The sequence below is a fragment of the Pseudomonas sp. GW821-FHT02H09 genome (assembly GCF_059421425.1).
Window position 1 is genome coordinate 1 of sequence record NZ_JBWKVA010000031.1, and the last position, 21,183, is coordinate 21,183.

17 protein-coding genes and 3 pseudogenes are annotated in these 21,183 nt (G+C 60.2%); 6 read left to right on the forward strand and 14 right to left on the reverse strand.

The features are described 5' to 3' along the window. From AC07VR_RS29265 to AC07VR_RS29290, 6 genes and pseudogenes are all read right to left on the reverse strand, one after another. Nucleotides 1-722 (reverse strand): annotated as a pseudogene (locus tag AC07VR_RS29265) (glycine dehydrogenase (aminomethyl-transferring)); the annotation flags it as partial. Nucleotides 723-733: 11 nt separating this feature from the next. Further along, nucleotides 734-1,117 carry a glycine cleavage system protein GcvH gene (gene gcvH, locus AC07VR_RS29270; protein ID WP_494992099.1) on the reverse strand — a complete coding sequence of 128 codons (384 nt, stop codon included), beginning with the start codon at nt 1,115-1,117 and terminating at the stop codon, nt 734-736. A gap of 412 nt (nt 1,118-1,529) precedes the next feature. Then, nucleotides 1,530-3,038 carry a transcriptional regulator GcsR gene (gene gcsR, locus AC07VR_RS29275; protein ID WP_494992100.1) on the reverse strand — a complete coding sequence of 503 codons (1,509 nt, stop codon included), beginning with the start codon at nt 3,036-3,038 and terminating at the stop codon, nt 1,530-1,532. A 167-nt stretch (nt 3,039-3,205) separates the two neighbouring features. After that, nucleotides 3,206-3,565, reverse strand: a complete 360-nt coding sequence (locus tag AC07VR_RS29280) for a DUF5064 family protein (protein ID WP_494992101.1) — start codon at nt 3,563-3,565, stop codon at nt 3,206-3,208. An 80-nt stretch (nt 3,566-3,645) separates the two neighbouring features. Next, nucleotides 3,646-3,782: pseudogene (locus tag AC07VR_RS29285) on the reverse strand (carbamate kinase); the annotation flags it as partial. Nucleotides 3,783-3,872: 90 nt separating this feature from the next. Continuing rightward, a pseudogene (locus AC07VR_RS29290) lies at nt 3,873-3,956 on the reverse strand (hypothetical protein); the annotation flags it as partial. A gap of 506 nt (nt 3,957-4,462) precedes the next feature. On the opposite strand from AC07VR_RS29290, the gene AC07VR_RS29295 reads away from it, so the two are divergent. Continuing rightward, on the forward strand, nt 4,463-5,332 hold the full coding sequence (locus AC07VR_RS29295) for a DNA-3-methyladenine glycosylase family protein (protein ID WP_495013381.1): 870 nt from the start codon (nt 4,463-4,465) through the stop codon (nt 5,330-5,332). Nucleotides 5,333-5,460: 128 nt separating this feature from the next. On the opposite strand, the gene AC07VR_RS29300 is transcribed toward AC07VR_RS29295, so the two are convergent. The 8 genes from AC07VR_RS29300 to gap all read right to left on the reverse strand — a co-directional run bounded on the left by AC07VR_RS29300 (nt 5,461) and on the right by gap (nt 14,291). Continuing rightward, nucleotides 5,461-6,819: a CoA transferase gene (locus tag AC07VR_RS29300; RefSeq protein ID WP_495013354.1), complete on the reverse strand. Its 1,359-nt coding sequence runs from the start codon at nt 6,817-6,819 to the stop codon at nt 5,461-5,463. 195 nt (nt 6,820-7,014) lie between these two features. Next, nucleotides 7,015-7,416 carry a YbaN family protein gene (locus AC07VR_RS29305; RefSeq protein WP_494992103.1) on the reverse strand — a complete coding sequence of 134 codons (402 nt, stop codon included), beginning with the start codon at nt 7,414-7,416 and terminating at the stop codon, nt 7,015-7,017. Between the two features lie 173 nt (nt 7,417-7,589). Further along, entirely contained in the window at nt 7,590-8,198 is a 609-nt protein-coding gene (locus AC07VR_RS29310) for a biliverdin-producing heme oxygenase (RefSeq protein WP_494992104.1), read from the reverse strand. A 113-nt stretch (nt 8,199-8,311) separates the two neighbouring features. Further along, on the reverse strand, nt 8,312-10,897 hold the full coding sequence (locus AC07VR_RS29315) for a TonB-dependent receptor (protein ID WP_495013355.1): 2,586 nt from the start codon (nt 10,895-10,897) through the stop codon (nt 8,312-8,314). 120 nt (nt 10,898-11,017) lie between these two features. Further along, nucleotides 11,018-11,986 carry a FecR family protein gene (locus tag AC07VR_RS29320; RefSeq protein ID WP_495013356.1) on the reverse strand — a complete coding sequence of 323 codons (969 nt, stop codon included), beginning with the start codon at nt 11,984-11,986 and terminating at the stop codon, nt 11,018-11,020. A 126-nt stretch (nt 11,987-12,112) separates the two neighbouring features. Continuing rightward, nucleotides 12,113-12,628 carry an RNA polymerase sigma factor gene (locus AC07VR_RS29325; protein WP_494992107.1) on the reverse strand — a complete coding sequence of 172 codons (516 nt, stop codon included), beginning with the start codon at nt 12,626-12,628 and terminating at the stop codon, nt 12,113-12,115. Nucleotides 12,629-12,707: 79 nt separating this feature from the next. Next, nucleotides 12,708-13,172, reverse strand: a complete 465-nt coding sequence (locus AC07VR_RS29330) for a methylglyoxal synthase (protein WP_495013382.1) — start codon at nt 13,170-13,172, stop codon at nt 12,708-12,710. 117 nt (nt 13,173-13,289) lie between these two features. Next, nucleotides 13,290-14,291 (reverse strand): type I glyceraldehyde-3-phosphate dehydrogenase, encoded by a 1,002-nt coding sequence (gene gap / locus AC07VR_RS29335; RefSeq protein ID WP_494992108.1) that lies wholly within the window; start codon nt 14,289-14,291, stop codon nt 13,290-13,292. Between the two features lie 222 nt (nt 14,292-14,513). On the opposite strand from gap, the gene edd reads away from it, so the two are divergent. The 5 genes from edd (at nt 14,514) to AC07VR_RS29360 (ending at nt 21,172) form a co-directional block, all read left to right on the forward strand. After that, nucleotides 14,514-16,340, forward strand: a complete 1,827-nt coding sequence (edd, locus tag AC07VR_RS29340) for a phosphogluconate dehydratase (RefSeq protein ID WP_494992109.1) — start codon at nt 14,514-14,516, stop codon at nt 16,338-16,340. Further along, on the forward strand, nt 16,337-17,293 hold the full coding sequence (locus AC07VR_RS29345) for a glucokinase (protein ID WP_495013357.1): 957 nt from the start codon (nt 16,337-16,339) through the stop codon (nt 17,291-17,293). The genes edd and AC07VR_RS29345 overlap by 4 nt, the downstream gene beginning before the upstream one ends. Before the next feature lie 170 nt (nt 17,294-17,463). After that, the gene (locus AC07VR_RS29350) at nt 17,464-18,195 is read left to right on the forward strand and encodes a response regulator (protein ID WP_494992111.1); all 732 of its coding nucleotides are present in this window, start codon (nt 17,464-17,466) and stop codon (nt 18,193-18,195) included. Then, nucleotides 18,185-19,654, forward strand: a complete 1,470-nt coding sequence (locus AC07VR_RS29355; protein WP_494992112.1) for an ATP-binding protein — start codon at nt 18,185-18,187, stop codon at nt 19,652-19,654. Before AC07VR_RS29350 ends, AC07VR_RS29355 begins: the two co-directional genes overlap by 11 nt. A gap of 258 nt (nt 19,655-19,912) precedes the next feature. Further along, a complete protein-coding gene (locus AC07VR_RS29360) occupies nt 19,913-21,172 on the forward strand; it encodes a D-mannose isomerase (protein ID WP_495013358.1) in 1,260 nt (419 codons plus the stop codon). Nucleotides 21,173-21,183: the final 11 nt, after the last annotated feature.

The window sequence follows — 21,183 nt, forward strand, 5'->3', positions numbered from 1 at the left end:
ACCAGGGCGTTGGCGGCGTGGAAGCGTTCGGTCAGTTCGCGGTAGTCGAACAGGTCGCCGTTGCTGGCCGGGTATTGCAGCAGGGCGCCGAAGAACGCACTGACGTCGGTCAGCTCGCGTTCGTCGCCGACCACCACCTCGATGCCCAACGGCTCGGCACGGGTGCGCAGTACGTCGAGGGTTTGCGGGTGGCAGTGGCGGGAGGCGAAGAAGGCGTGGCTGCCCTTGTTCTTGCTCAAGCGTTTGCAGAAGGTCATGGCTTCGGCAGCGGCGGTGGCTTCATCGAGCAGCGAGGCGTTGGCGATCGGCAGGCCGCTGAGGTCGCTGATCAGCGTCTGGAAGTTCAGCAGCGCTTCCAGGCGACCCTGGGAAATCTCTGGTTGATACGGGGTGTAGGCGGTGTACCAGGCCGGGTTTTCCAGCAGGTTGCGCAGGATCGGCGATGGCGTATGGCAGTTGTAGTAGCCCTGGCCGATGTAGGTCTTGAACAGCTGGTTTTTGGCGGCGATGGCCTTGATCGAGGCCAGGGCGTCGGCTTCGCTAAGGCCGGCGCCCAGGTCGAGCACGCTGGTGCCCTTGATGCTGTCGGGGATGACGCTGGCGCTCAGGGCTTCCAGGGAGTCGAAGCCCAGGCTGTTGAGCATGGCTTGCTCGTCGTCCTGACGCGGGCCGATGTGGCGCGCGATGAATTCGTTGGCGGTGCTCAGGTTGACTTGAGTCATGGCGCTATTCCTCAGGCTTCGGCGTTGGCTTTGATCAGACGGTCGTAGGCGTCTTGATCCAGCAGGTTGGCGACAGCCGAGGCGTCGGTCGGCTTGAAGCGGAAGAACCAGCCTTCGCCCAGCGGATCTTCGTTGACCAGTTCAGGGCTGTCGTTGAGGGCCGGGTTGGTTTCAACCACTTCACCGTCCAATGGCATGTAAACGCCGCTGGCAGCCTTTACCGATTCGACGGTGGCGGCTTCGGCGCCTTTGTCGTAGGACTGCAGTTCTGGCAGTTGCACATAGACCACGTCGCCCAAGGCGTTCTGTGCGAAGGCGGTGATGCCGACTGTAACGCTGCCGTCAGCTTCGGTGCGCAGCCATTCGTGATCTTCAGTAAAACGCAACTCGCTCATGGAAACTCCTCAGGGGCCAGACTCGTCTGGTAGACGCGATTGAATGCTCGTGCAGGGCAGAGCTGAATGAGCAATTGCTTAGCAAAATTGCGGCCAATGTTTTTTATTCTTTATAAATCAATTGCTTGGGTGTTTTTGAGTGGGCAAATAAATCCATAGCTGTAGCGAAATCGCTACAGCGGAAGGCGAAGAAAAAAGCCTATGAGGATCAAAGCCTTGCATGGCGGAGATTACCGAGGGGTGTATCGATATCATTCCACTGTAGCGCTTTCAGTACAGGTGGAGGTCGTTTTTGATGCGTCGTCCTTCGTAGGAGCGAGGCTTGCTCGCGATGAACGATAACGCGGTACGTCTGGCGCACCTTATTGTCTGAATCGCGGGAAAGCCTCGCTCCTACAGGGCGCAGATGGCTTCAGACCTTGCCGGGAATGCCGTATTTGCGCAAACGATGGGCGATGGCGGTGTGGGAGGTTTGCAGGCGGCTGGCCAGTTGGCGGGTCGAGGGGTAATTGACGTAGAGTTTTTCCAGCAGGGTTTTCTCGAACTCTTCCATGGCCTGTTCCAGGCTGTCGACTTCGGTGTCGCTCTGGCGCGCCACGGAAGTGCCAGCGATGTCCAGATCACCGATGTCCACCAGCGTGCTTTCGCAGATCGCTGCGGCGCGGAAGATCACGTTCTGCAATTGCCGGACATTGCCCGGCCAACGGTTACCCAGCAGCGCCGGATAAGTGCCGGGAGCCAGGCGACAGACCGGACGCTGAATCTGCGCACAGGCCTGCTGCATGAAGTAGCGCGCCAACAGCAGAATGTCCTGGCCGCGTTCGCGCAGCGGCGGGACTTCGACATTCAGCACGTTCAGGCGATAGAACAGGTCTTCACGAAAGCTGCCTTCGCTGACCATTTTTTCCAGATCGCGGTGGGTGGCGCTGAGGATCCGCACATTGACCCTGACCTCACGATCACCACCAACCCGGCGGAAGCTGCCGTCGTTGAGAAAACGCAGCAGCTTGGCTTGCAGATAGGGCGACATCTCGCCGATTTCGTCGAGAAACACCGTGCCCTGGTTGGCCAGTTCCATCAGCCCCGGCTTGCCGCCGCGCTGGGCGCCGGTAAAGGCGCCGGGGGCGTAGCCAAACAGCTCACTTTCGGCGAGGTTTTCCGGGAGTGCCGCACAGTTCAGCGCCAGAAACGGCGAACTGTGGCGTGCACTGATGGCGTGACAGGCGCGGGCCACCAGCTCTTTGCCAGTACCGGTTTCGCCCTGGATCAACAACGGTGCGTCGAGGGCCGCCACCCGCTGGGCGCGGGCCTTGAGGGTACGGATCGCCGGGGACTCGCCGAGCAGTGCGTCGAAGCCTTCGGCATGGTCGTGATGCAGCGCGGACAGGCGTTCACCGATGCGATTGGGCTGGTACAGCGTCAGCAGAGCCCCGGCGTCGGTGATCGGTGTGGCGTCGAGCAACAGGGTCTGGCCATTGACGGTGATTTCGCGCAATGGCAGACGGAAGCCATGTTCGAGCAACGCATCCAGCAGCGTCGGATCGGCAAACAGTTCGGTGATACTTTCCCCGGCCGGTTCGCGGCCGTACAAGGCAACGAGCGCCGGGTTGGCCAGCAGGACGTTGCCAGCGCTGTCCAGAGCCAGCACCGGGTCGGTCATCGCCGCGAGCAAAGCGTCAAGCTGCAGATGACGGCGCTGGCCGGGGAGGATGTCGACCACTGTCACCGCTTGCACGCCACGCACGCTGAACAGTGCATCACGTAGCTCTTCCAGCACCTGCGGGCTCAACGTCGGGGCGTCGATGTAGACGTTGGGTGGAACCATTTCCACCGCATCCAGATTGAGATTTCGCCCGCCGAGCAAGGCCAGGACTTCCTGGGTGATGCCGACGCGGTCGATGAAACTGACGTGGATACGCATGGGGCGGTTGACGGTTCTGCAATGCGAGGGGTGGCAAGTATGCCTTGGAGGAGGGTAGTTGGTGAAATGTCGAAATTATCGTCGGTTTCGAAAACCACTACACACCCCAGCCCTCTCCCCAAGGGTGAGGGGTGGATGTCCCTTGCGCCGATAATTTCGGAGCAGGTTTACTCCAGATGCTCCGGCTTGACCGGGTCACCGGATTTGACACCGAGTTGCTTGCGCACGTCCTCGAACATCTCGTCGTAGTATTTGTGCATCGAGATGATGTTGGCGGTCTTGGGCATGCCGTATTTCTGTGCGATATGGGTGGCGTGGCGAGCAAAATCGAAGGCCTGGTCCTTGGGCAGAAAAAACGACTCCTTGAGCTCCTTACCCTCGACAGTCCCGTGCAGGGTGAAGAGCATGCCTATGCCTTCCTTGGGATCCTGGACCACTTCATAGTCGATACACAGGTCATAGCTGACGTCGCCTTTTTGCAGCGCGTGGCGCTCGATGTGCAAATGCCCGGGTTCGAATATGGCCATGGGTGTCTCTCCTTCAAGGCTGAAAAAGGGCAGACCGCCGGTCTGCCCTCGAAATTCTTGCAGCAAGCTTCTCGGTAGTCGCTGATCCCGGGTTTCGCCGTGCTGATGTGAGTACCGGCCTGCCCTGGACGATCGCGTCGATGTCCGAGAGTGAACCGATCACCGCGACTTTGCCAGTGTTGTGGGCGAACTTGCAGGCAGCCTGGACTTTGGGGCCTGCCTGCTGCGGTCAAGGCTTCACCGCGACGCAGGATCGCCTTGATCGTGTGCATAGGGTATTGCGCTTGCTCCAGGGCGATATTGGCCGGATGACGGCAGCCACAGTGTTGCCTTCGCCGAAGATCGGGGAGAAATATCCAGGGGTACTGAACGGCAGGACGAAGTAACCCAATAACTGAGGTGGATCGGTGCATGGGTACATTTCATTGTTTATGAACGGTTTATGGTTATTTCAACGGTATGACAGTGGATGCTGTGGAAGCCTTTTCCAGAGGCTGTGGCTAATATGAAAGCTGAATGGATTCAACTGCCTGGAAATATGAACTTAGTCCGTTTTTTCAAATGTGCGCTGTCTGATAGCGATTTCCGCTGGGTGATTGATTTATCAGCAACACACCACAGAACTGCAAAGCGATGGCTGGCGCATAGAATCATTAGTTCTAAGCAAGACAGGGTTTGTGGCGTTACCTGATAAACGTTATTACCCTGTGATTATTTAGTTGGATGAATACGTGCTGTAGTTTCGCTCGTTTGAAAACACTTGAACGCCGAGGTAAAAATGACCCAGCCGACGCAAGAGCTTCGACTCAGCCCGTTAATCGCTCTGGTAGTGGGTTCGATGATCGGCAGCAGGATCTTTTCGTTGTGACTGAGCGCGATGTTTGCAGTGCAGAAGAAGTGACACTTTTTCTGCCTTACCGGCCGCCGTATGACTGGTCGGCGATGTTCGGTTTCCTCGCTGCACGGTCGATTGCCGGGTTGGAGACCGTGGCCGATGGCGCGTATTCACGCAGCATCAGCCTGAAAGGTGTTCATGGCACGCTCAGCGTGCAACCGGGGACGGGAGATGCACTTGAGGTGACGGTGCGTTTTGCGGACCGGGCCTCTATGCCGCAGATTCTGGGGCGATTGCAGCGCATGTTTGATTTGGCGGCTGAGCCGCGGATGATCAATCAGCAATTGGCGCGTGACCCGTTGATGGGCCGGTTGACGGCCGCTCGCCCGGGGCTGCGCGTACCTGGAGCATGGGACGCTCTGGAGTTGGCGATCCGGGCGGTGTTGGGCCAGCAGATCACCATCGGCGCGGCGATTAAACTGGCAGGTAAGCTGGTGGCGCAGTATGGCGAGCCGCTGCGCGCACTGAACCCGAAACTGCCGGGGTTGACCCATGTCTTCCCGGAGCCGGCGGTCATGGCCGCAGCTGATCTCGCTGCATTGGGGATGCCCAAAAGTCGTGGCAGGACGTTGTCTGGGGTCGCGCAGGCCTTGCTGGATGATCCGCAGATATTCGAACCCAAGGCCAGCCTGCAGGACAGTGTGGCGAGATTGCTGGAGTTACCCGGTATTGGTGACTGGACGGCGCAGTACATTGCCATCCGCCAGTTGCGCGAGCCCGATGCGTTTGCATCGGGCGATGTGGGGTTGATCAATGCCTTGGCGGCCCTCGAAGGCAAGCCGGTCACGGCCCGACATCTATTATTGCGAGCCGAAGCCTGGCGGCCGTGGCGGGCCTATGCGGCACAGCATCTTTGGACGTCGCTCAGCTGATCATCGATTGCCGTTCAACGGATCTCTGGCCTGGCAGTCAAACCTTGCAATGCCTCGACACTGACCTTCGGATCCGGACTGCTGCTGTGCCTGTACAAGCGGGCTTGCTCGAGAAAGTCACTTTAAAATCACCACCATTTCGCCCGATGTGAACCTGACTCACAGGCTGGAGATGCCCACTGCAATGGTGAGCCGGTAATCTTCAACGGCACTTGCAGGCGATGGGCCGGCCCCCAGGTTGTCTGCTCGACCAGCATGCCTTGATCCTCTGCATCTTCTGCCCGCAGAGGCTCTTGCGCGTTGCCAGGCCCATGCTCCACCAACAACTTCGCGGTGCGCGCCAATGACAATCGGGCCGAGCTGCCGTGGCCATGATTCAAGCGTTCTGTCAGCGCGCGAATCGCGCTGGCGGCCATCAGGTAACCGGTCCCATGGTCCAGTGCCTGGACCGGCAACGGCGTGGGTCTGTCGGTCTTTTTCCAGAGCATGCCAGCGTCGGCAATTCCGCTGCTCATCTGTACCAGGCTGTCGAAACCCCGGCGGTTTTGCCAGGGGCCACTCCAACCGTAGGCGTTGAGGCAGACATCAATCAGGCCAGGAGCGATGTTCTGGCGTTCAATCTGCCCGTAACCGAGACGTTCCAGTGCGTCGGCGCGGTAGCCGTGGAGGAGGATGTCGGCCTTTCCCAATAGACTTTCGAATACGGCGCGATCGACGCTGTCATGGAGATTCAGTCGGGCACAACGTTTGCCCAAGGTCACCTCTGGTACAACACCGGGCTCATCCCAATCCGGCGGATCGATGCGCAGCACATCGGCGCCAAGCCCGGCGAGGAAGCGGCTGGCAATCGGGCCTGCGAGCACGCGGGTCAAGTCCAATACCTTGATCCCGGCCAGTGGTTGCGCCACCGAACCTTGCCATTTTTCTGCGGCTTCACGGCTGCTCGGTGCGAAATGGATCAGCGGCTCGGCATTCACCGCCACACCTTGGGGATGCACTTGCCATTGCGCCCAGGAGCGCATTTCGGCGGCGCAGCCTCCGGCGTCGACGAGCGCTTGTTCCAGCTCGGTTTTTCCCCATTGTTCGACCTTGGCGGCCATCGCCGCCCGATCAGCGCACTGGCCCAGGACGCGTTCGGCGCTGGCGCGGTGATGCGGTGCATTGGTGTGCAGACGGATCCAGCCGTCGCGGGTGGCGTAGTCACCGGCTATCGGGTCCCACAGTGGCGGGACGCTCCAGCCGACTGGACGCAGTGAGGTGGCGAACCAGAACGACGCCAGACGCCGGTCGACTTCCAGCGCGGGCAAGCGGCCAGTCTGGCTGCGAAGCAGTTCGGCAACGGCAAGGCCTGCGGCAGCGATGCTGGCAGCAGCCAGATCGGTGACGGCAAACGCCGAGGGCAGGGCGCCGAGGGAGGTGAAACGGATGGTTTCAGGGGGTTGCGGCAAGCCAAGTGCAGCATGAATGGACGTCAGAAAATCAGTCATCAAAGGCCCTCCGGAAGAGGGGGAATCATAGATTAATGATCAAAAGATCAAAAGCTGCGCGGGTATCTGTAGGCGCGAGGCTTGCCCGCGAAATGGGCGTTGCGGTGTATCAGACCAGCCCGCTCATCGTTGATCGCGGGCAAGCCTCGCTCCTACGGGGGTTACCCCCGAAAGTTGTGGCGAGGGGGCGGTGGATCAGGACGTCTGCGGCACAGTTTCCGGTCGTGACCAGATCCACAGATTACCCAGGCTCATGCCGGCAATGGCCAGGTAGATCGGCCAGCCGTGGTCGAGCATCACCAGCATTAGCCCGGCGCATAGCAGCATGCTGAGGGTGGCGCTGACCTTGGCTCTACGGGCGATGATTTTGCCGTTGCGCCAGTTGTTCAGGATCGGCCCGAACAACCGATGGTTTTCCAGCCAGGCACTCAGGCGCGGCGAGCTTTTGGTCGCAGCCCAGGCGGCCAGCAGGATGAACTCGGTGGTCGGCAAACCTGGCACGACGATGGCGATCAGGCCCAAGGCCAGACTGGCGTAGGCCAGCAGGCCAAAGAGGAGGCGGGCGGGTTTTGAGGTGGGGAGGGATTGGCGGGTCATAGGCTTGATTGTATCGGTTCTTTTGAAACATCTCCGAACCCTGTAGGAGCGAGCGGTGCGGCGATCCGACTTGCCCGCGATCAATGCGCTGCGGTGTATCAGACAGACTGCGTCATCGTTCATCGCGGGCAAGGGCTAGGCGCCCCCCCTGCTCCTACAAAAGCATGTCCGGTTCAGGCTAGTTCGGGTGCCGTGGCGTACGCCTGTTCCAGCAATACGGTGAAGCGGTTGAATGCGTCGATCGCGCCTTTCTCTACATCGACTTCTTCTTCGGCGCTGAGCTCAAGCCCGTCGAGGGTTTTGATGAAGCTCTTCCAGCCTTCGGCACGACCGCCAGCCGGCTCGCCCAGGTGGCGGGCACCGAAGGTGTCGCTCAAGCCCAGGCTGACGGCACGTTTGATCAAAAACGCTGCGCCGAGTTTCGAACCCTCGGAAACGAAGATCCAGCCCAGGGCTTGGGCTTTACTCGGGTTTTTAACCGCGCCAGCAACCGATGCCGGTACATCTGTCTCGAGATCGGCAAGGTCGGCCCTGGCCTGCTCGGCACGGCAGCGGGCTGGCAGGTCCGGGACGATGCTGATCAGTTCAGCGTCGTTGTACAGCGCCACCAGCTCCGACTGGAACAGGTACTGGGCAACGACGAAACGGGCGAAGCTGGCTTGGGTTTCAAACGGCGCGTGTGCTTTGACCAGCGCGTCGAGTCGGGCATGAGGTTCGTTTGTGATCTGGTTCAGACGCTGGGAGCGCAGGCTTGGGCGCTGGGTTGAATCCTGATTGGTCATGAAGATGTCCTTGAGAATGAGAGGCGCTTTGTAACTAGACGAACGGGGAGACGTGGTAGCGTAAAAAATCCTCACTGCGTCATGGATAAGAGCGACGCAGTGAGGACCCCGGATCAGATATCCCAAATCAGGTTGACCGCGAAGTTGCGACCCGGCTGGGTCAGGCGGTCGAGGTTGGCCGGGCTGATCACGGCGGCTTCGCCGACACTGTCGAAGCCGCGCACGTCATCCCACAGCCAGTACTTCTTGTCGGTCAGATTGTAGAGGCCAGCGTTGACGGTGACCTCGTCGGTGACCTTGTAAAAAGTGCTGAGGTCGAGAATGCCGAAGCCAGGCGATTTGAACTGGGTGCTGACGCCGTCAGGCGACTTGAAGTTGCTGTTGTCGACGCGATCTTTCTTCTTGACCACCGTCCAGCTGAGCAAGGCGCCATAGTTGTCCTGATCGTAGCCCAGGCCAAACACGCCGGTCAGCGGGTTGATGCTGTTGATTGGCTCGCCGGTGTCGTTGTTGCGACCGTGGGCGTAGGCCACCGAGCCCTGGCTGTAGAGGCCTTGTGGTGCGCCAAAGGCATCCAGTTGCAGGCGACCCTTGACCTCGATGCCCTTGATGGTGGCGTGCTTGATGTTGCTGCTCTGGAAGGTCAGCTCGGTGTAGCCCGGGGTGACGGCGTCTTCATTGATGAAGTCGCGATACTGGTTGTAGAACACCGCCACATCGAACGAGCCGGATTCAAAGTTGCCGCGCAGGCCGGTCTCGTAGCTTTTGCTTGTTTCCGGTTGCAGATCAGGGTTAGGCGCCACGCGGTAGCCGGTGGTGGTGTTCTCGAAGCGTCCGTACAACGCCTTGGCGGTCGGGGTGCGGAAACCTTCGGCGTATTGACCGTACCAGGTGTACTGATCGGTCAGCGCGTAGGTCAGTCCAAACTTGGGCGACACACGGTGCCAGGTTTTGTTCTCGTCACTCACGGCGCCTTTGCCATCGGCGGCGACGGTGTTGAGAAATTCCTGGGTGATGTGCGGCTTGAGCTGGGTGTAGTCGTAGCGCAGGCCCGGCAGGAAGGTCCACTGGTTCCAGTTGATTTGATCCTGGGCGAACAGGCTGTAGGTGTTGATGGTCGGGTCCGGGAAGTCGCTGGACTTCTTCAATACATCCGCCGGGCTGATTGCACCGATGGCCGTGCAGCCACGACCGACCACCAGGCAAGTAGCGCTACCGCTGCGCGAGCCGGTGACTTTCTGCTGCTTGAGGGTAGTGCCGTAGGTCAGCAGGTGATCGGTCTCACCGATGCTCAATGCCTTGTCCAATTGTGCGTCGAACACCCACTGCTGCTCTTCAAAGAGCGTGTCGCGCGAGCGCATCACATTGCGGCTGAACGGGAAGTAGTTTTCCAGGGTGCTTTGGTCGGTCTTGGCAATCTGGTAGTTCAGGCTCCACTTGAGGTGATCGGCCATTGTGGTCTCGAGAGCGAAGTTGTTCTCCAGGCCGAAACGCTCTCGGGTAACGGTGTCGTTACCGGTACGCGAACGATACATACCCAGTGGCTGGCCCGCGTTGAACGGACCACCGACGGCGCTTTTCTGATTGATGTCGCGATCGTCCTTGTACTTTTCGTAGGTCAGGCCCAGACGCGAATCTTCGTTGTAGTTCCAGCCAAGTTTTGCCAGCACGTTGGTGATGCGCACGTCTTCGGGGTTGGCAGCGGTGCGCTCCAGCCCGGTGCCGTTGTTGCTGGCGAAGGACTCGGTTTCATGACCGTCGCGCTGACTCAGGTGCAGCAGGCCATCGAACTGATCGACGCGGCCGGCGAAAGTGCCGGACTTCAGCCAGCTCTCGTCGGAAGAGTTGTAGCCGGTCTTCAGGCGTACGCCGAAGTCCTGGCCGGGTTTGATGATGTCGTCCGGGTCGAGGGTGAAATAGCTGACCGCGCCGCCGATGGCGTTACTGCCGTAGAGCACTGACGCCGGGCCGCGGAGTATCTCCACGCGCTTGACGATTTCCGGGTCGACGAAGTTGCGCTGGGTCTTGGCATAGGGGCCGTTGAAGAAGCCGTTGGGGACTTCGACGCCGTCGACCTGGGTCAGAATCCGGTTGCCATCGATGCCACGGATGTTGTAGCCGGTAATGCCGCCACGTTGACCGGCACCGCCCACCGAAACACCCGGCTCGTAGCGCACCAGTTCCTTGATGGTGTTGACGTTCTGGCGGTCCAGCTCCTGACGGTCGTGAACCGTGACGGTGCTCGGCACGGTGGTCACGTCCTGTGCCTGACGAGTGGCACTGATGGTCACTTGTTGCAGGGCCAGTGCGCCGCCGGTACGCCTTTCCAGAACGATGTTGTTGTTACCGAGCTTGCGATAGCTCAGGTTGGTGCCCGACAACAGTCGGTCCAGCGCTTTTTCCGGCGCCAGTGAACCGCGCACGCCAGGCGATGCGACGCCTTCAGCGAGCTCTGCGGGCAGCCCGACTTGCCAGCCGGTGACGGCGGTAAAGGCGTTCAGTGCCGACACCAGCGGCTGCTGGGCGATGGCGAAAGTGTAATCGCCCATGTTGTGGGTCGGTTGTTGGGCTGCGGTGGCGGCCATGGCCGGGGTGGCTGGTGCGCCGGCCAGCAGGATGGCGGCGGCGAGCAAGGACAGCGTGCCGTTTTGCAGGCGTGCAGAAGATGAAGGGGACCGGCTGTTGAGGCGAGGGGACATCGATAGCGCTCCGTGTCGCACGAATCTTATAGGTGCAGATCAGCATTAAAAATGCGAATCAATTGCATTGGCTATAACGAGACGTTCTACCGATGGCTATCGAGTAAAAATAAGTTCGAATCAGTTGAGGATTACCAGTGCCGGGAATTCCTGGAGCCTGGCGGAAGTGATGTGGGCCAGGGAGCGAACCACCTCCAGCGGCTGGTCGAGACGGTAGTTGCCGGTTACCGCAACATCGGCAAGCTGTGCGTTGTTGTTGATGATCCAGCCCGGGTAGTAACGACGCAGTTCAGCCAGCACCTGGCTCAGCGGGCAGTTTTCGAACACCAGGCGTCCCTGGACCCAGGCCAGGTCCTTGTCGAGGTCCAGCCTGGCGGGCCGATCAAAACCGTTCGGGCCGATGCGGATGCTGTCCCCGGCGGAAAGGCGTATTCGCGCGTCGTCACGGGTCGTCTGGAGATCGACGTCACCGCGCTGAACCCTGACCTGGGCCACTCCGTCCAGATAACGCACGGCAAATGCGGTGTCGCGCACGCTGGCCCTGACCGGGCCGGCATCGATTTCCAGCGGCTGACCACGATTGGCCGTCACGTCGAAAAACGCCTCGCCCTGAAACAGGCGGGCAACGCGCTGCTGTTCGTTGATGGTGCTGGACAACGCCGAGTTGGTGTTGAGCAGGACCTGGGAGCCGTCCTCCAGTTGCAGGCGCTGGCGCTCGCCGACCACGGTCAGATGATCGGCCTGCAAACGCAGTGGCAGGTTGCTGAAACTGAATAAACCGAGCACCAACACGGCCGCTGTGGCGAGCGGCTTCCAGTGCGGGCGCAGGCGCGAGAGGATCGACTTTTTATGCTGTGCGCTCAGGCTTTGAGCGCACTGTGCTACCTGCGGACCGTCCCAGATGGCCTGGGCTTTGGCAAAGGCCTGGGCGTGCAACGGCGAGGCCGCCAACCAGTCGTGGAATTGCCGGGTTTGCTCTTCGCCCGGACGTTCCAGCACGATCAGCCAATCCAGCGCCTGGTCCATGGCACTGTCGCTGGAGGTGTCCGGCGCTATGGCTGGCGGGCGGAATCGTTCGGTGTCCGTCACGGGCGTTCCTTGGTGGTGTCTGCAGCACGACTGCTTTACTGGATGGATATCTGGAAAGAGGGCTAAGGGTAACAAACTGATTTGTCTGACACCCATACTGTATTAAAGAGTAATCCGGCAGACCGATCAGCTGTTTAAGCGTTCGGCGACGCCGATGCAGATGGCCATGATCAGTTTGAGTTCTTTTTGTACGGTGCTCAGGGACACGCCGAGCTTCTCGGCGATTTCCAGGTAGCTGTGTCCGTGCAGGCGACTGAGAATGAAAATCTGCTGCTGGCGCGGGCTGAGTTGGCTGAGGCTGATGTTCAAGCGTTCGAGCAACTGTTCGGCATGGGCGGCATCTTCGGCACTGCTCAGCGGCGCGGCGACGCTTTGCACCACATCCAGCGGGACGTCCTCAAGCAGGGTCCGGGCCTGGATGCGCAGCGAGCGCAGATGATCCAGAGCAAGGTTGCGGGCGGTCTGAAAAACGAAGGGTTCCAGATGGTCGATCGCCCGTTCGCTCAAGGCGCGGGTCACGCGCAGGTAGGTTTCCTGCAAGAGGTCTTCGGCGGTGCTGTGGTTGTTGACCATCCGCTCCAGCGTGCGCAGCAGAGAGACTCGCTGAGCGAGGAAGACGTGGTTGAAGCGCGATTGACTCACGGTAGGACCTGATCCATTTTGCAGTTAATGATAATGCTTATCATCTGCGCGAATGGTCAAGTACTACTTTGTGAGAGAGTTACTGACGACCCAACAGGTAAGCCTCGTAATCGGGAATCCGGTACGAGTGCGTTTGATCCATCAGCGGACTGCTGAGCAGGTAGTCGGCGCTGCATTCATTGCAGGCCACCGGGATGTTCCAGACCGCCGCAACCCGCAGCAACGCCTTGATGTCCGGGTCGTGTGGTTGTGGCTCGAAGGGGTCCCAGAAAAACACCAGCATATCCACCCGCTGCTCGGCGATCCGTGCACCGAGTTGCTGATCGCCGCCTAACGGGCCGCTGATCATACTTTCTACGGGCAGGCCCAGACGTTTACTCAGCAGCAGGCCGGTGGTGCCGGTAGCGACCAGTTCGTGTTGGGCGAGCTTGTCCTTTTGCCGTTCGGCCCAGTCCAACAGGAAAATCTTGCAGTGGTCATGGGCGACCAGGGCGATACGCTTGCGCGCCGCCATGGTTTTCTGGGTGAAGCTGATACCGATCATCGGTTGCTGTTCCATAGGCGATTCGCTTTATTGGGCGTTGCAGAGCGCCCGAAGGCTGCGATTTTTTCAGCGGTCATGCGGACGTCAAGATCAAAAGATCGCAGCCTGCGCCAGCACCTACTCCGCGTTGCAGAGGGCCAGGCAGTTATCGAGCATGCGGTTGGAGAAGCCCCATTCATTGTCGTACCAGGCCAGCACCTTGAGCAGCTTGCCGCTGACCTTGGTGTGGTTGGCGTCGAAGATTGACGACAGCGGATTGTGGTTGAAGTCGCTGGAGACCAGCGGCAGGGTGTTGTAACCGAGGATCTTTGAATGCTGGCTGGCGTCTTTGAGCAGCGCGTTGACCTCATCGGCTGTCGCTTCGCGTTTGAGCTGCACGGTCAGGTCCACCAGCGACACGTTGATCACCGGTACGCGCACCGACATGCCGGTCAGTTTGCCCGCCAGCTCCGGCAGCACCAGGCCCACCGCTTCGGCGGCGCCGGTCTTGCTCGGGATCATGTTCTGTGTGGCCGAACGGGCACGGTACGGGTCGACGTGGTAGACGTCGGTGAGGTGCTGGTCATTGGTGTAGGCGTGGATGGTGGTCATCAAACCGCTTTCGATGCCCAGCTCGCGGTGCAGCACCTGGGCCACGGGGGCCAGGCAGTTGGTGGTGCACGACGCGTTGGAAATGATCTGGTGCGATTGGCGCAGAATGTCGTGGTTGACCCCGTAGACAACGGTGGCGTCGGCGCCTTTGGCCGGTGCCGAGATAATCACTTTGCGTGCGCCGGCAGTAATATGGGCAGCAGCTTTGGCGCGGTCGGTGAACAGGCCGGTGCATTCGAAGACCACGTCGATCTTCTCGGCAGCCCATGGCAGTTCGGCCGGGTTGCGGATGGCGCTGACCGCGATACGGTCACCGTTGACTGTCAGGCTTTCCTGATCGTGCTGCACATCGGCATCAAAGGTGCCGTGGACGGTGTCGTACTTGAGCAGGTGCGCGTTCATCGCGCTGTCCCCCAGATCGTTGATGGCGACGATCTGCAGATCCTGACGATAGCCTTGGGTATAAAGTGCTCGCAGGACGTTACGGCCAATACGGCCAAAACCATTGATTGCAATTCGTAGAGTCATTTGAAAAGCGCCTGCTGTAATTTTGTTGTTGGAATTACAAGATTATTCGTAAAAAAATAGAAAACAAGCCTTTTTAGTGGCAATATTTTGTTTTATCTACAACGAGTGGCCTGAATCAACTGGTCCGAATGCTTGAAAAGCACGTCTGCAATGCCAAGCGCAGACACCTTCAATCAGCATAGACAATCAGGTCGCCACATCCGTTAGCCTGGAGTTCTACATATGCATCCCCGCGTTCTTGAGGTCACCGAACGGCTTATTTCCCGCAGTCGCGCTACTCGCGAGGCTTACCTGGCCTTGATTCGCGGTGCCGCCAGCGATGGCCCGCAACGCGCCAGACTGCAATGTGCCAACTTCGCCCACGGCGTGGCGGGTTGCGGCACTGAAGACAAAAACACTCTGCGGATGATGAACGCCGCCAACGTGGCAATAGTTTCGTCATATAACGACATGCTCTCGGCGCATCAGCCGTACGAGCACTACCCGGAACAGATCAAACACGCGTTGCGCGAGATCGGCTCGGTCGGCCAGTTCGCCGGTGGCGTACCGGCCATGTGTGATGGCGTGACCCAGGGTGAACCGGGCATGGAGCTGGGCATTGCCAGCCGCGAAGTGATCGCGATGTCGACTGCCGTGGCGCTGTCCCACAACATGTTCGACGCGGCGATAATGCTCGGTATCTGCGACAAGATCGTTCCCGGCCTGATGATGGGCGCGCTGCGCTTCGGTCACTTGCCGACGATTTTTGTCCCGGGCGGGCCGATGGTCTCGGGGATTTCCAACAAGGAAAAAGCCGACGTCCGCCAGCGCTACGCCGAAGGCAAGTGCAGCCGCGAAGAGCTGCTGGAATCGGAGATGAAGTCCTACCACAGCCCTGGCACCTGCACCTTCTACGGCACCGCCAACACCAACCAGTTGCTGATGGAAGTCATGGGTCTGCACTTGCCGGGCGCATCCTTCGTCAACCCGAACACCCCGCTGCGTGATGCCTTGACCCGCGAAGCCGCGCACCAGATCACCCGTTTGACCAAACAAAGCGGTAACTTCACGCCGCTGGGCGAGATCGTCGACGAACGTTCGCTGGTCAACTCCATCGTGGCACTGCACGCCACTGGCGGCTCGACCAACCACACGCTGCACATGCCGGCCATCGCCATGGCGGCGGGCATTCAATTGACCTGGCAGGACATGGCCGACCTCTCCGAGGTGGTGCCGACCCTGTCCCACGTCTACCCCAATGGCAAAGCCGACATCAACCACTTCCAGGCCGCGGGCGGAATGTCGTTCCTGATCCGCGAACTGCTGGAAGCCGGTTTGCTCCACGAAAACGTCAACACTGTGGCCGGCCATGGCCTGAGCCGCTACACCCAGGAGCCGTTCCTGGAGAATGGTGAACTGGTGTGGCGTGAAGGTCCGATCGAAAGCCTCGATGAAAACATCCTGCGGCCGGTGGCTCGCGCGTTCTCGCCAGAGGGTGGTTTGCGGGTGATGGAAGGCAACCTCGGCCGTGGCGTGATGAAGGTCTCGGCGGTTGCGCCAGAGCACCAGATCGTCGAAGCACCGGCGATGGTGTTCCAGGATCAGCAGGACCTGGCCGATGCCTTCAAGGCAGGTCTGCTGGAGAAAGATTTTGTCGCGGTGATGCGCTTCCAGGGGCCGCGTTCCAACGGTATGCCGGAACTGCACAAAATGACCCCGTTCCTCGGTGTTCTGCAGGACCGTGGCTTCAAGGTTGCGCTGGTCACCGACGGGCGTATGTCCGGTGCTTCCGGAAAGATCCCGGCGGCGATCCACGTCAGCCCCGAAGCCTTTGTCGGTGGCGCGCTGGCGCGAGTGCTCGACGGCGACATCATTCGTGTCGATGGCGTCAAAGGTACCTTGCAGCTTATGGTGGACGCCGATGAATTCGCGGCACGTGAGCCGGCCAAAGGCCTGCTGGATAACGGCATTGGTTGCGGTCGTGAATTGTTCGGTTTCATGCGCATGGCCTTCAGCTCGGCAGAGCAGGGCGCCAGCGCCTTTACCTCTGCACTGGAGACCCTGAAGTGAAGCTAGCGCTGGTCGGTGACATTGGCGGAACCAATGCACGTTTTGCGTTGTGGAAAGACCAGCAACTGGAGTCGATCCAGGTGCTGGCGACGGCGGACCACACCAGCCCCGAAGAGGCCATCGGCGTCTATCTGAGCGGGCTGGGCTTGCCCCTCGGTTCGATCGGATCGGTATGCCTGTCGGTGGCCGGCCCTGTGAGTGGTGACGAATTTCGCTTTACCAACAACCACTGGCGGTTGAGTCGTAAAGCCTTCTGCCAGACCTTGCAGGTCGATCAGCTGCTGTTGGTCAATGACTTCTCGGCCATGGCGCTGGGCATGACCCGCCTGCAACCGGGTGAATATCGGGTGGTTTGCGAAGGGACTCCCGAACCGTTGCGTCCGGCGGTGGTGATCGGGCCGGGCACAGGGCTCGGGGTCGGTACCTTGCTAGACCTTGGCGTAGGCCGCTGGGCTGCGTTGCCAGGCGAAGGCGGGCATGTCGACTTACCGTTGAGCAGCCTGCGGGAAACCCAGTTGTGGCAACACATCTACAGTGAGATCGGTCATGTCAGCGCCGAGACCGCGCTGAGCGGCAGCGGCTTGCCGCGGGTCTATCGGGCGATTTGCGCGGTGGACGGGCATGAGCCGGTCCTCGATACGCCGGAGTCGATCACAGCTGCGGGGCTTGCGGGGGATCCGATTGCGCTGGAAGTACTGGAGCAATTCTGCTGCTGGCTCGGTCGCGTCGCCGGCAACAACGTGTTGACCACTGGCGGGCGTGGCGGGGTGTATATCGTGGGTGGCGTGATACCGCGGTTTGCCGACTTCTTCCTGGAGAGTGGTTTTGCTCGTTGCTTCGCCGACAAGGGCTGCATGAGCGATTATTTCAAGGGCATTCCGGTGTGGCTGGTGACAGCGCCATATTCCGGCCTGACGGGTGCCGGCGTGGCACTGGAGCAGGCGGTTTCCTGATGATCGTTCCCACGCTCCGCGTGGGAATGCCGCCATGGACGCTCCGCGTCCGCTTCGAGATGTGACGCAGAGCGTCACGGGATGCATCCCCACGCAGAGCGTGGGAACGATCCAGATCTGTGATCCATAAGGCATAATCCGCTCCATCCATAACAACAAGGACGACCCACGTGAGCTCAGTCAGTAAGTCGATTTTGTTGGTCGATGACGATCAAGAGATACGCGAGTTGCTGGACGCCTACCTCAGCCGCGCCGGCTTTCAGGTGCGGACCACGCCGGACGGCGCCGGGTTTCGCCAGGCCTTGAACGACGCACCGAGTGACCTGGTGATCCTCGATGTGATGCTGCCGGACGAAGACGGCTTCAGCCTGTGTCGCTGGATTCGCCAGCACCCGCGTCAGTCCCAGGTGCCCATCATCATGCTTACCGCCAGTTCCGACGAAGCCGACCGGGTGATCGGGCTGGAGTTGGGCGCCGACGACTATCTGGGCAAACCCTTCAGCCCTCGTGAATTGCAGGCGCGGATCAAGGCCTTGTTGCGCCGGGCCCAGTTCGGTCAGGAGCGCTCCGGTGGTGAAGTCTTGTCCTTCGATGACTGGCGACTGGATATGGTCAGCCACCGCTTGTTTCATACCGACGGCGAGGAAGTGATTTTGTCCGGTGCCGATTTCGCTTTGTTGAAACTGTTCCTGGATCACCCGCAGGAAATCCTCGATCGCGACACCATCGGCAACGCCACCCGCGGCCGTGATCTGATGCCGCTGGACCGTATCGTCGACATGGCGGTCAGTCGCTTGCGCCAGCGTTTGCGCGATACCGACAAACCACCGCGCCTGATTCGCACGGTGCGCGGCAGCGGTTATCAATTGGCTGCCAATGTGGTTGCCAGCAATGGTCACTGAGTTCTTCGCCAGAATCGCTCGCCGCGTGCCGGTGCCACGTTCGTTGCTTGGGCGAATGTTGTTGCTGACATTACTGGCGGTGCTGTTCGCGCAGACGCTGTCGAGTGTGATCTGGGTTTCGCAATTGCGCGCTACCCAGCTTGAAGGACTGGTCACCAGCGCCCGCAGCCTGGCGCATTCGATGACTGCCAGCGTCAGTTACTTCCGGTCGTTGCCGGTGGCTTACCGACCGTTGGTGCTCGACCAGTTGCGCAGCATGGGCGGCACGCGATTCGTCGTGACCCTCAACGACAAACCCTTGGGTATGGAAGTGCTACCGCCGACGCCGCGCAAGCTAGCGGTGCTCAAGGCGGTGGATGAGGTGCTGCGCCAGTCTTTGGGCAATGATGCGGTTATCTCGGTGCAATTCGTCAGCGCCGAAGACCTGCGGATATTCAATGGCGGTTTGAAACTCGATGAGTTGCCGCGCTCCTGGGCCCATTACGCGCTGACCCTGGAACCGGTCAATCCGCCGGTGCTGGTCACGCAAATTCAGTTGGCCCCGGGCGAATGGCTATACATCGCCTCGCTGTTGCCCGAACCCTACACCAGCCTCGAAGAGCAAGGGCTGCCTTCGCAGCAGGTGTGGTTCATTCTGCTGACCAGCGGCTTTCTGCTGCTGTTCATCGGCCTGTTGGTGCACTGGCAAAGTCGACCGCTCAAGCGTCTGGCGCGGGCCGCGCGGGACATGTCGTTGGGCGCCGAAGTCGAGCCGGTAGCCGAGGGTGGTGGCAGCGAAGTGGTCGAGGTCGGTCGCGCCTTCAATACCATGCGTGAGCGCATCAGTCGCTACCTGACCGAGCGCAGCCAGTTGTTCAGCGCCATTTCCCATGACTTGCGCACGCCGATTACCCGTCTGCGGCTGCGGGTCGAACTGCTGGAAGATGAACAGCTGCAAGCCAAGTTCGGTCGGGATCTCGATGAGTTGGAGTTGCTGGTCAAAGGCGCGCTGCAATGCGTCAAAGACACCGATATTCACGAAAACATCGAGCCAGTGGACCTCAACCATGTGCTCGATTGCCTGGTCGAACCCTATCTGAGTCCCAACGGCAATGGCCGGGTGACCCAACAGGGGCGGGCGCTGGCGACCTATCCTGGCAAACCGCTAGCGCTCAAGCGCTGTATCGGCAACCTGATCGACAACGCGTTGAAGTACGGACAGAAGGCCCATCTGCATATCGACGACGATGACGCCGCGTTCATCCTGCATGTCGACGATGAGGGGCCGGGGGTGCCTGAACAGCGTCTGGAGCAGGTCTTCGAGCCGCACTTTCGTCTGTCGGGTCAGCAGCAGGGTTACGGCCTGGGGCTGGGCATTGCCCGCAACATCGCTCATAGCCATGGTGGCGAAGTGAGCTTGCAGAATCTGCGTGAGGGTGGGTTACGGGTGACGTTGCATTTGCCCCGCAGTGTGGATTGACCGGTAATTTGTAGCAGCTGGCGAAGCCTGCGTCCGGCTGCGCAGCAGTCGTAATCCGGCCATCTCCGATCATCCTGACGTATTGTAGTTTGCCATTTTGCGACCGCTGCGCAGCCGAACGCAGGCTTCGCCAGCTGCTACGAAAAGCGGATCCTCTTGTGTCACTGAGCGGTGACATTCGGCCGGTCCTTCGTTACCTGCGCTGTACCACGCGTTGTTTAGACTCCAGTCAGTCATAACAACAAAAAAAGGTACCCAATGGACACCACTCCTCCAACGTTCAGCAGTTGGCTGAATTCGCCTGCCCACCACGCCTGGCTCGCCGCCGAAGGCCAGCGTCTGTTGTCATTCGCCAAAGCCGCGAAAGTTGTCGAAGGCTTTGGCAATCTCGACTATCAGGGCTGCCTCCCGGCCAATGCCCAAGCCGAAACCATGAACACCGCGCGCATGACCCACAGCTTTGCCATGGCGCACATTCAGGGCATATCCGGGTTTGCCGAGCTGGTCGATCACGGTATCGCCGCCCTGAGCGGACCGCTTCGGGACGCCAGGCACGGCGGCTGGTTTGCCGCGCCGTCCCACCGCGACGGCAACACGGGCAAAGCCGCCTACCTGCATGCTTTTGTAGCGCTGGCTGCCAGCTCTGCGGTTGTCGCCGGGCGGCCGGGTGCACAGGCCTTACTGGCGGATGCGATCACGATTATCGACGAGCACTTCTGGAGCGAAGAGGAGGGCGCCATGCGCGAATCCTTCAATCGTGACTGGAGTGACGAAGAAACCTATCGCGGCGCCAACAGCAATATGCATGCAACCGAGGCTTTTCTGGCCCTGGCGGATGTCACCCAGGACAGTCGCTGGCTGGACCGCGCGTTGCGCATCGTCGAGCGAGTGATTCATACCCATGCTGCGGCCAATGAGTTCATGGTCATCGAGCATTTCGATCGACACTGGCAGCCGCTACGCGAATACAACCAGGACAAACCCGACGATGGTTTCCGGCCCTACGGCACTACCCCCGGCCACGGTTTCGAATGGGCGCGGCTGGTGCTGCACCTCGAAGCAGCTCGTCATCGGGCGGGGCTGCTGACACCGCAATGGTTGGCGACGGATGCCCAGGGCTTGTTCGACAGTGCCTGCCGTTATGGTTGGGCAGTCGATGGGGCGCCGGGCATCGTCTATACCCTGGACTGGGACAATCGCCCGGTGGTTCGCCATCGATTGCACTGGACACATGCCGAAGCCAGTGCCGCCGCCAGCGCTTTGCTCAAGCGCACGGGTGAGCCTCGTTACGAAACCTGGTATCGGTTGTTTTGGGAGTTCAGCGAAACCCGGCTGATCGATCGAGACAATGGCAGTTGGCATCACGAACTGGACCCGCAGAATCGACCCAGTGCCGATATCTGGGCCGGAAAACCCGATCTCTATCACGCCTGGCAAGCCGTTCTGCTGCCCCGTCTGCCTCTGGCGCCCAGCATGGCAACTGCCCTGGCGCAGTTATCCCTGAGCGTTGCTGTGTAACCATGTCGTGA

Excerpts from the sequence above, each read along its gene's own strand:
- AC07VR_RS29355 (WP_494992112.1), top strand. The coding sequence starts at position 18,185 with ATGGTCACTGAGTTCTTCGCCAGAATCGCTCGCCGCGTGCCGGTGCCA.
- gcsR (WP_494992100.1), bottom strand. The coding sequence starts at position 3,038 with ATGCGTATCCACGTCAGTTTCATCGACCGCGTCGGCATCACCCAGGAA.
- AC07VR_RS29305 (WP_494992103.1), bottom strand. The coding sequence starts at position 7,416 with ATGACCCGCCAATCCCTCCCCACCTCAAAACCCGCCCGCCTCCTCTTT.
- edd (WP_494992109.1), top strand. The coding sequence starts at position 14,514 with ATGCATCCCCGCGTTCTTGAGGTCACCGAACGGCTTATTTCCCGCAGT.
- AC07VR_RS29310 (WP_494992104.1), bottom strand. The coding sequence starts at position 8,198 with ATGACCAATCAGGATTCAACCCAGCGCCCAAGCCTGCGCTCCCAGCGT.
- AC07VR_RS29360 (WP_495013358.1), top strand. The coding sequence starts at position 19,913 with ATGGACACCACTCCTCCAACGTTCAGCAGTTGGCTGAATTCGCCTGCC.
- AC07VR_RS29315 (WP_495013355.1), bottom strand. The coding sequence starts at position 10,897 with ATGTCCCCTCGCCTCAACAGCCGGTCCCCTTCATCTTCTGCACGCCTG.
- AC07VR_RS29330 (WP_495013382.1), bottom strand. The coding sequence starts at position 13,172 with ATGATCGGTATCAGCTTCACCCAGAAAACCATGGCGGCGCGCAAGCGT.
- gcvH (WP_494992099.1), bottom strand. The coding sequence starts at position 1,117 with ATGAGCGAGTTGCGTTTTACTGAAGATCACGAATGGCTGCGCACCGAA.
- gap (WP_494992108.1), bottom strand. The coding sequence starts at position 14,291 with ATGACTCTACGAATTGCAATCAATGGTTTTGGCCGTATTGGCCGTAAC.
- AC07VR_RS29300 (WP_495013354.1), bottom strand. The coding sequence starts at position 6,819 with ATGACTGATTTTCTGACGTCCATTCATGCTGCACTTGGCTTGCCGCAA.
- AC07VR_RS29280 (WP_494992101.1), bottom strand. The coding sequence starts at position 3,565 with ATGGCCATATTCGAACCCGGGCATTTGCACATCGAGCGCCACGCGCTG.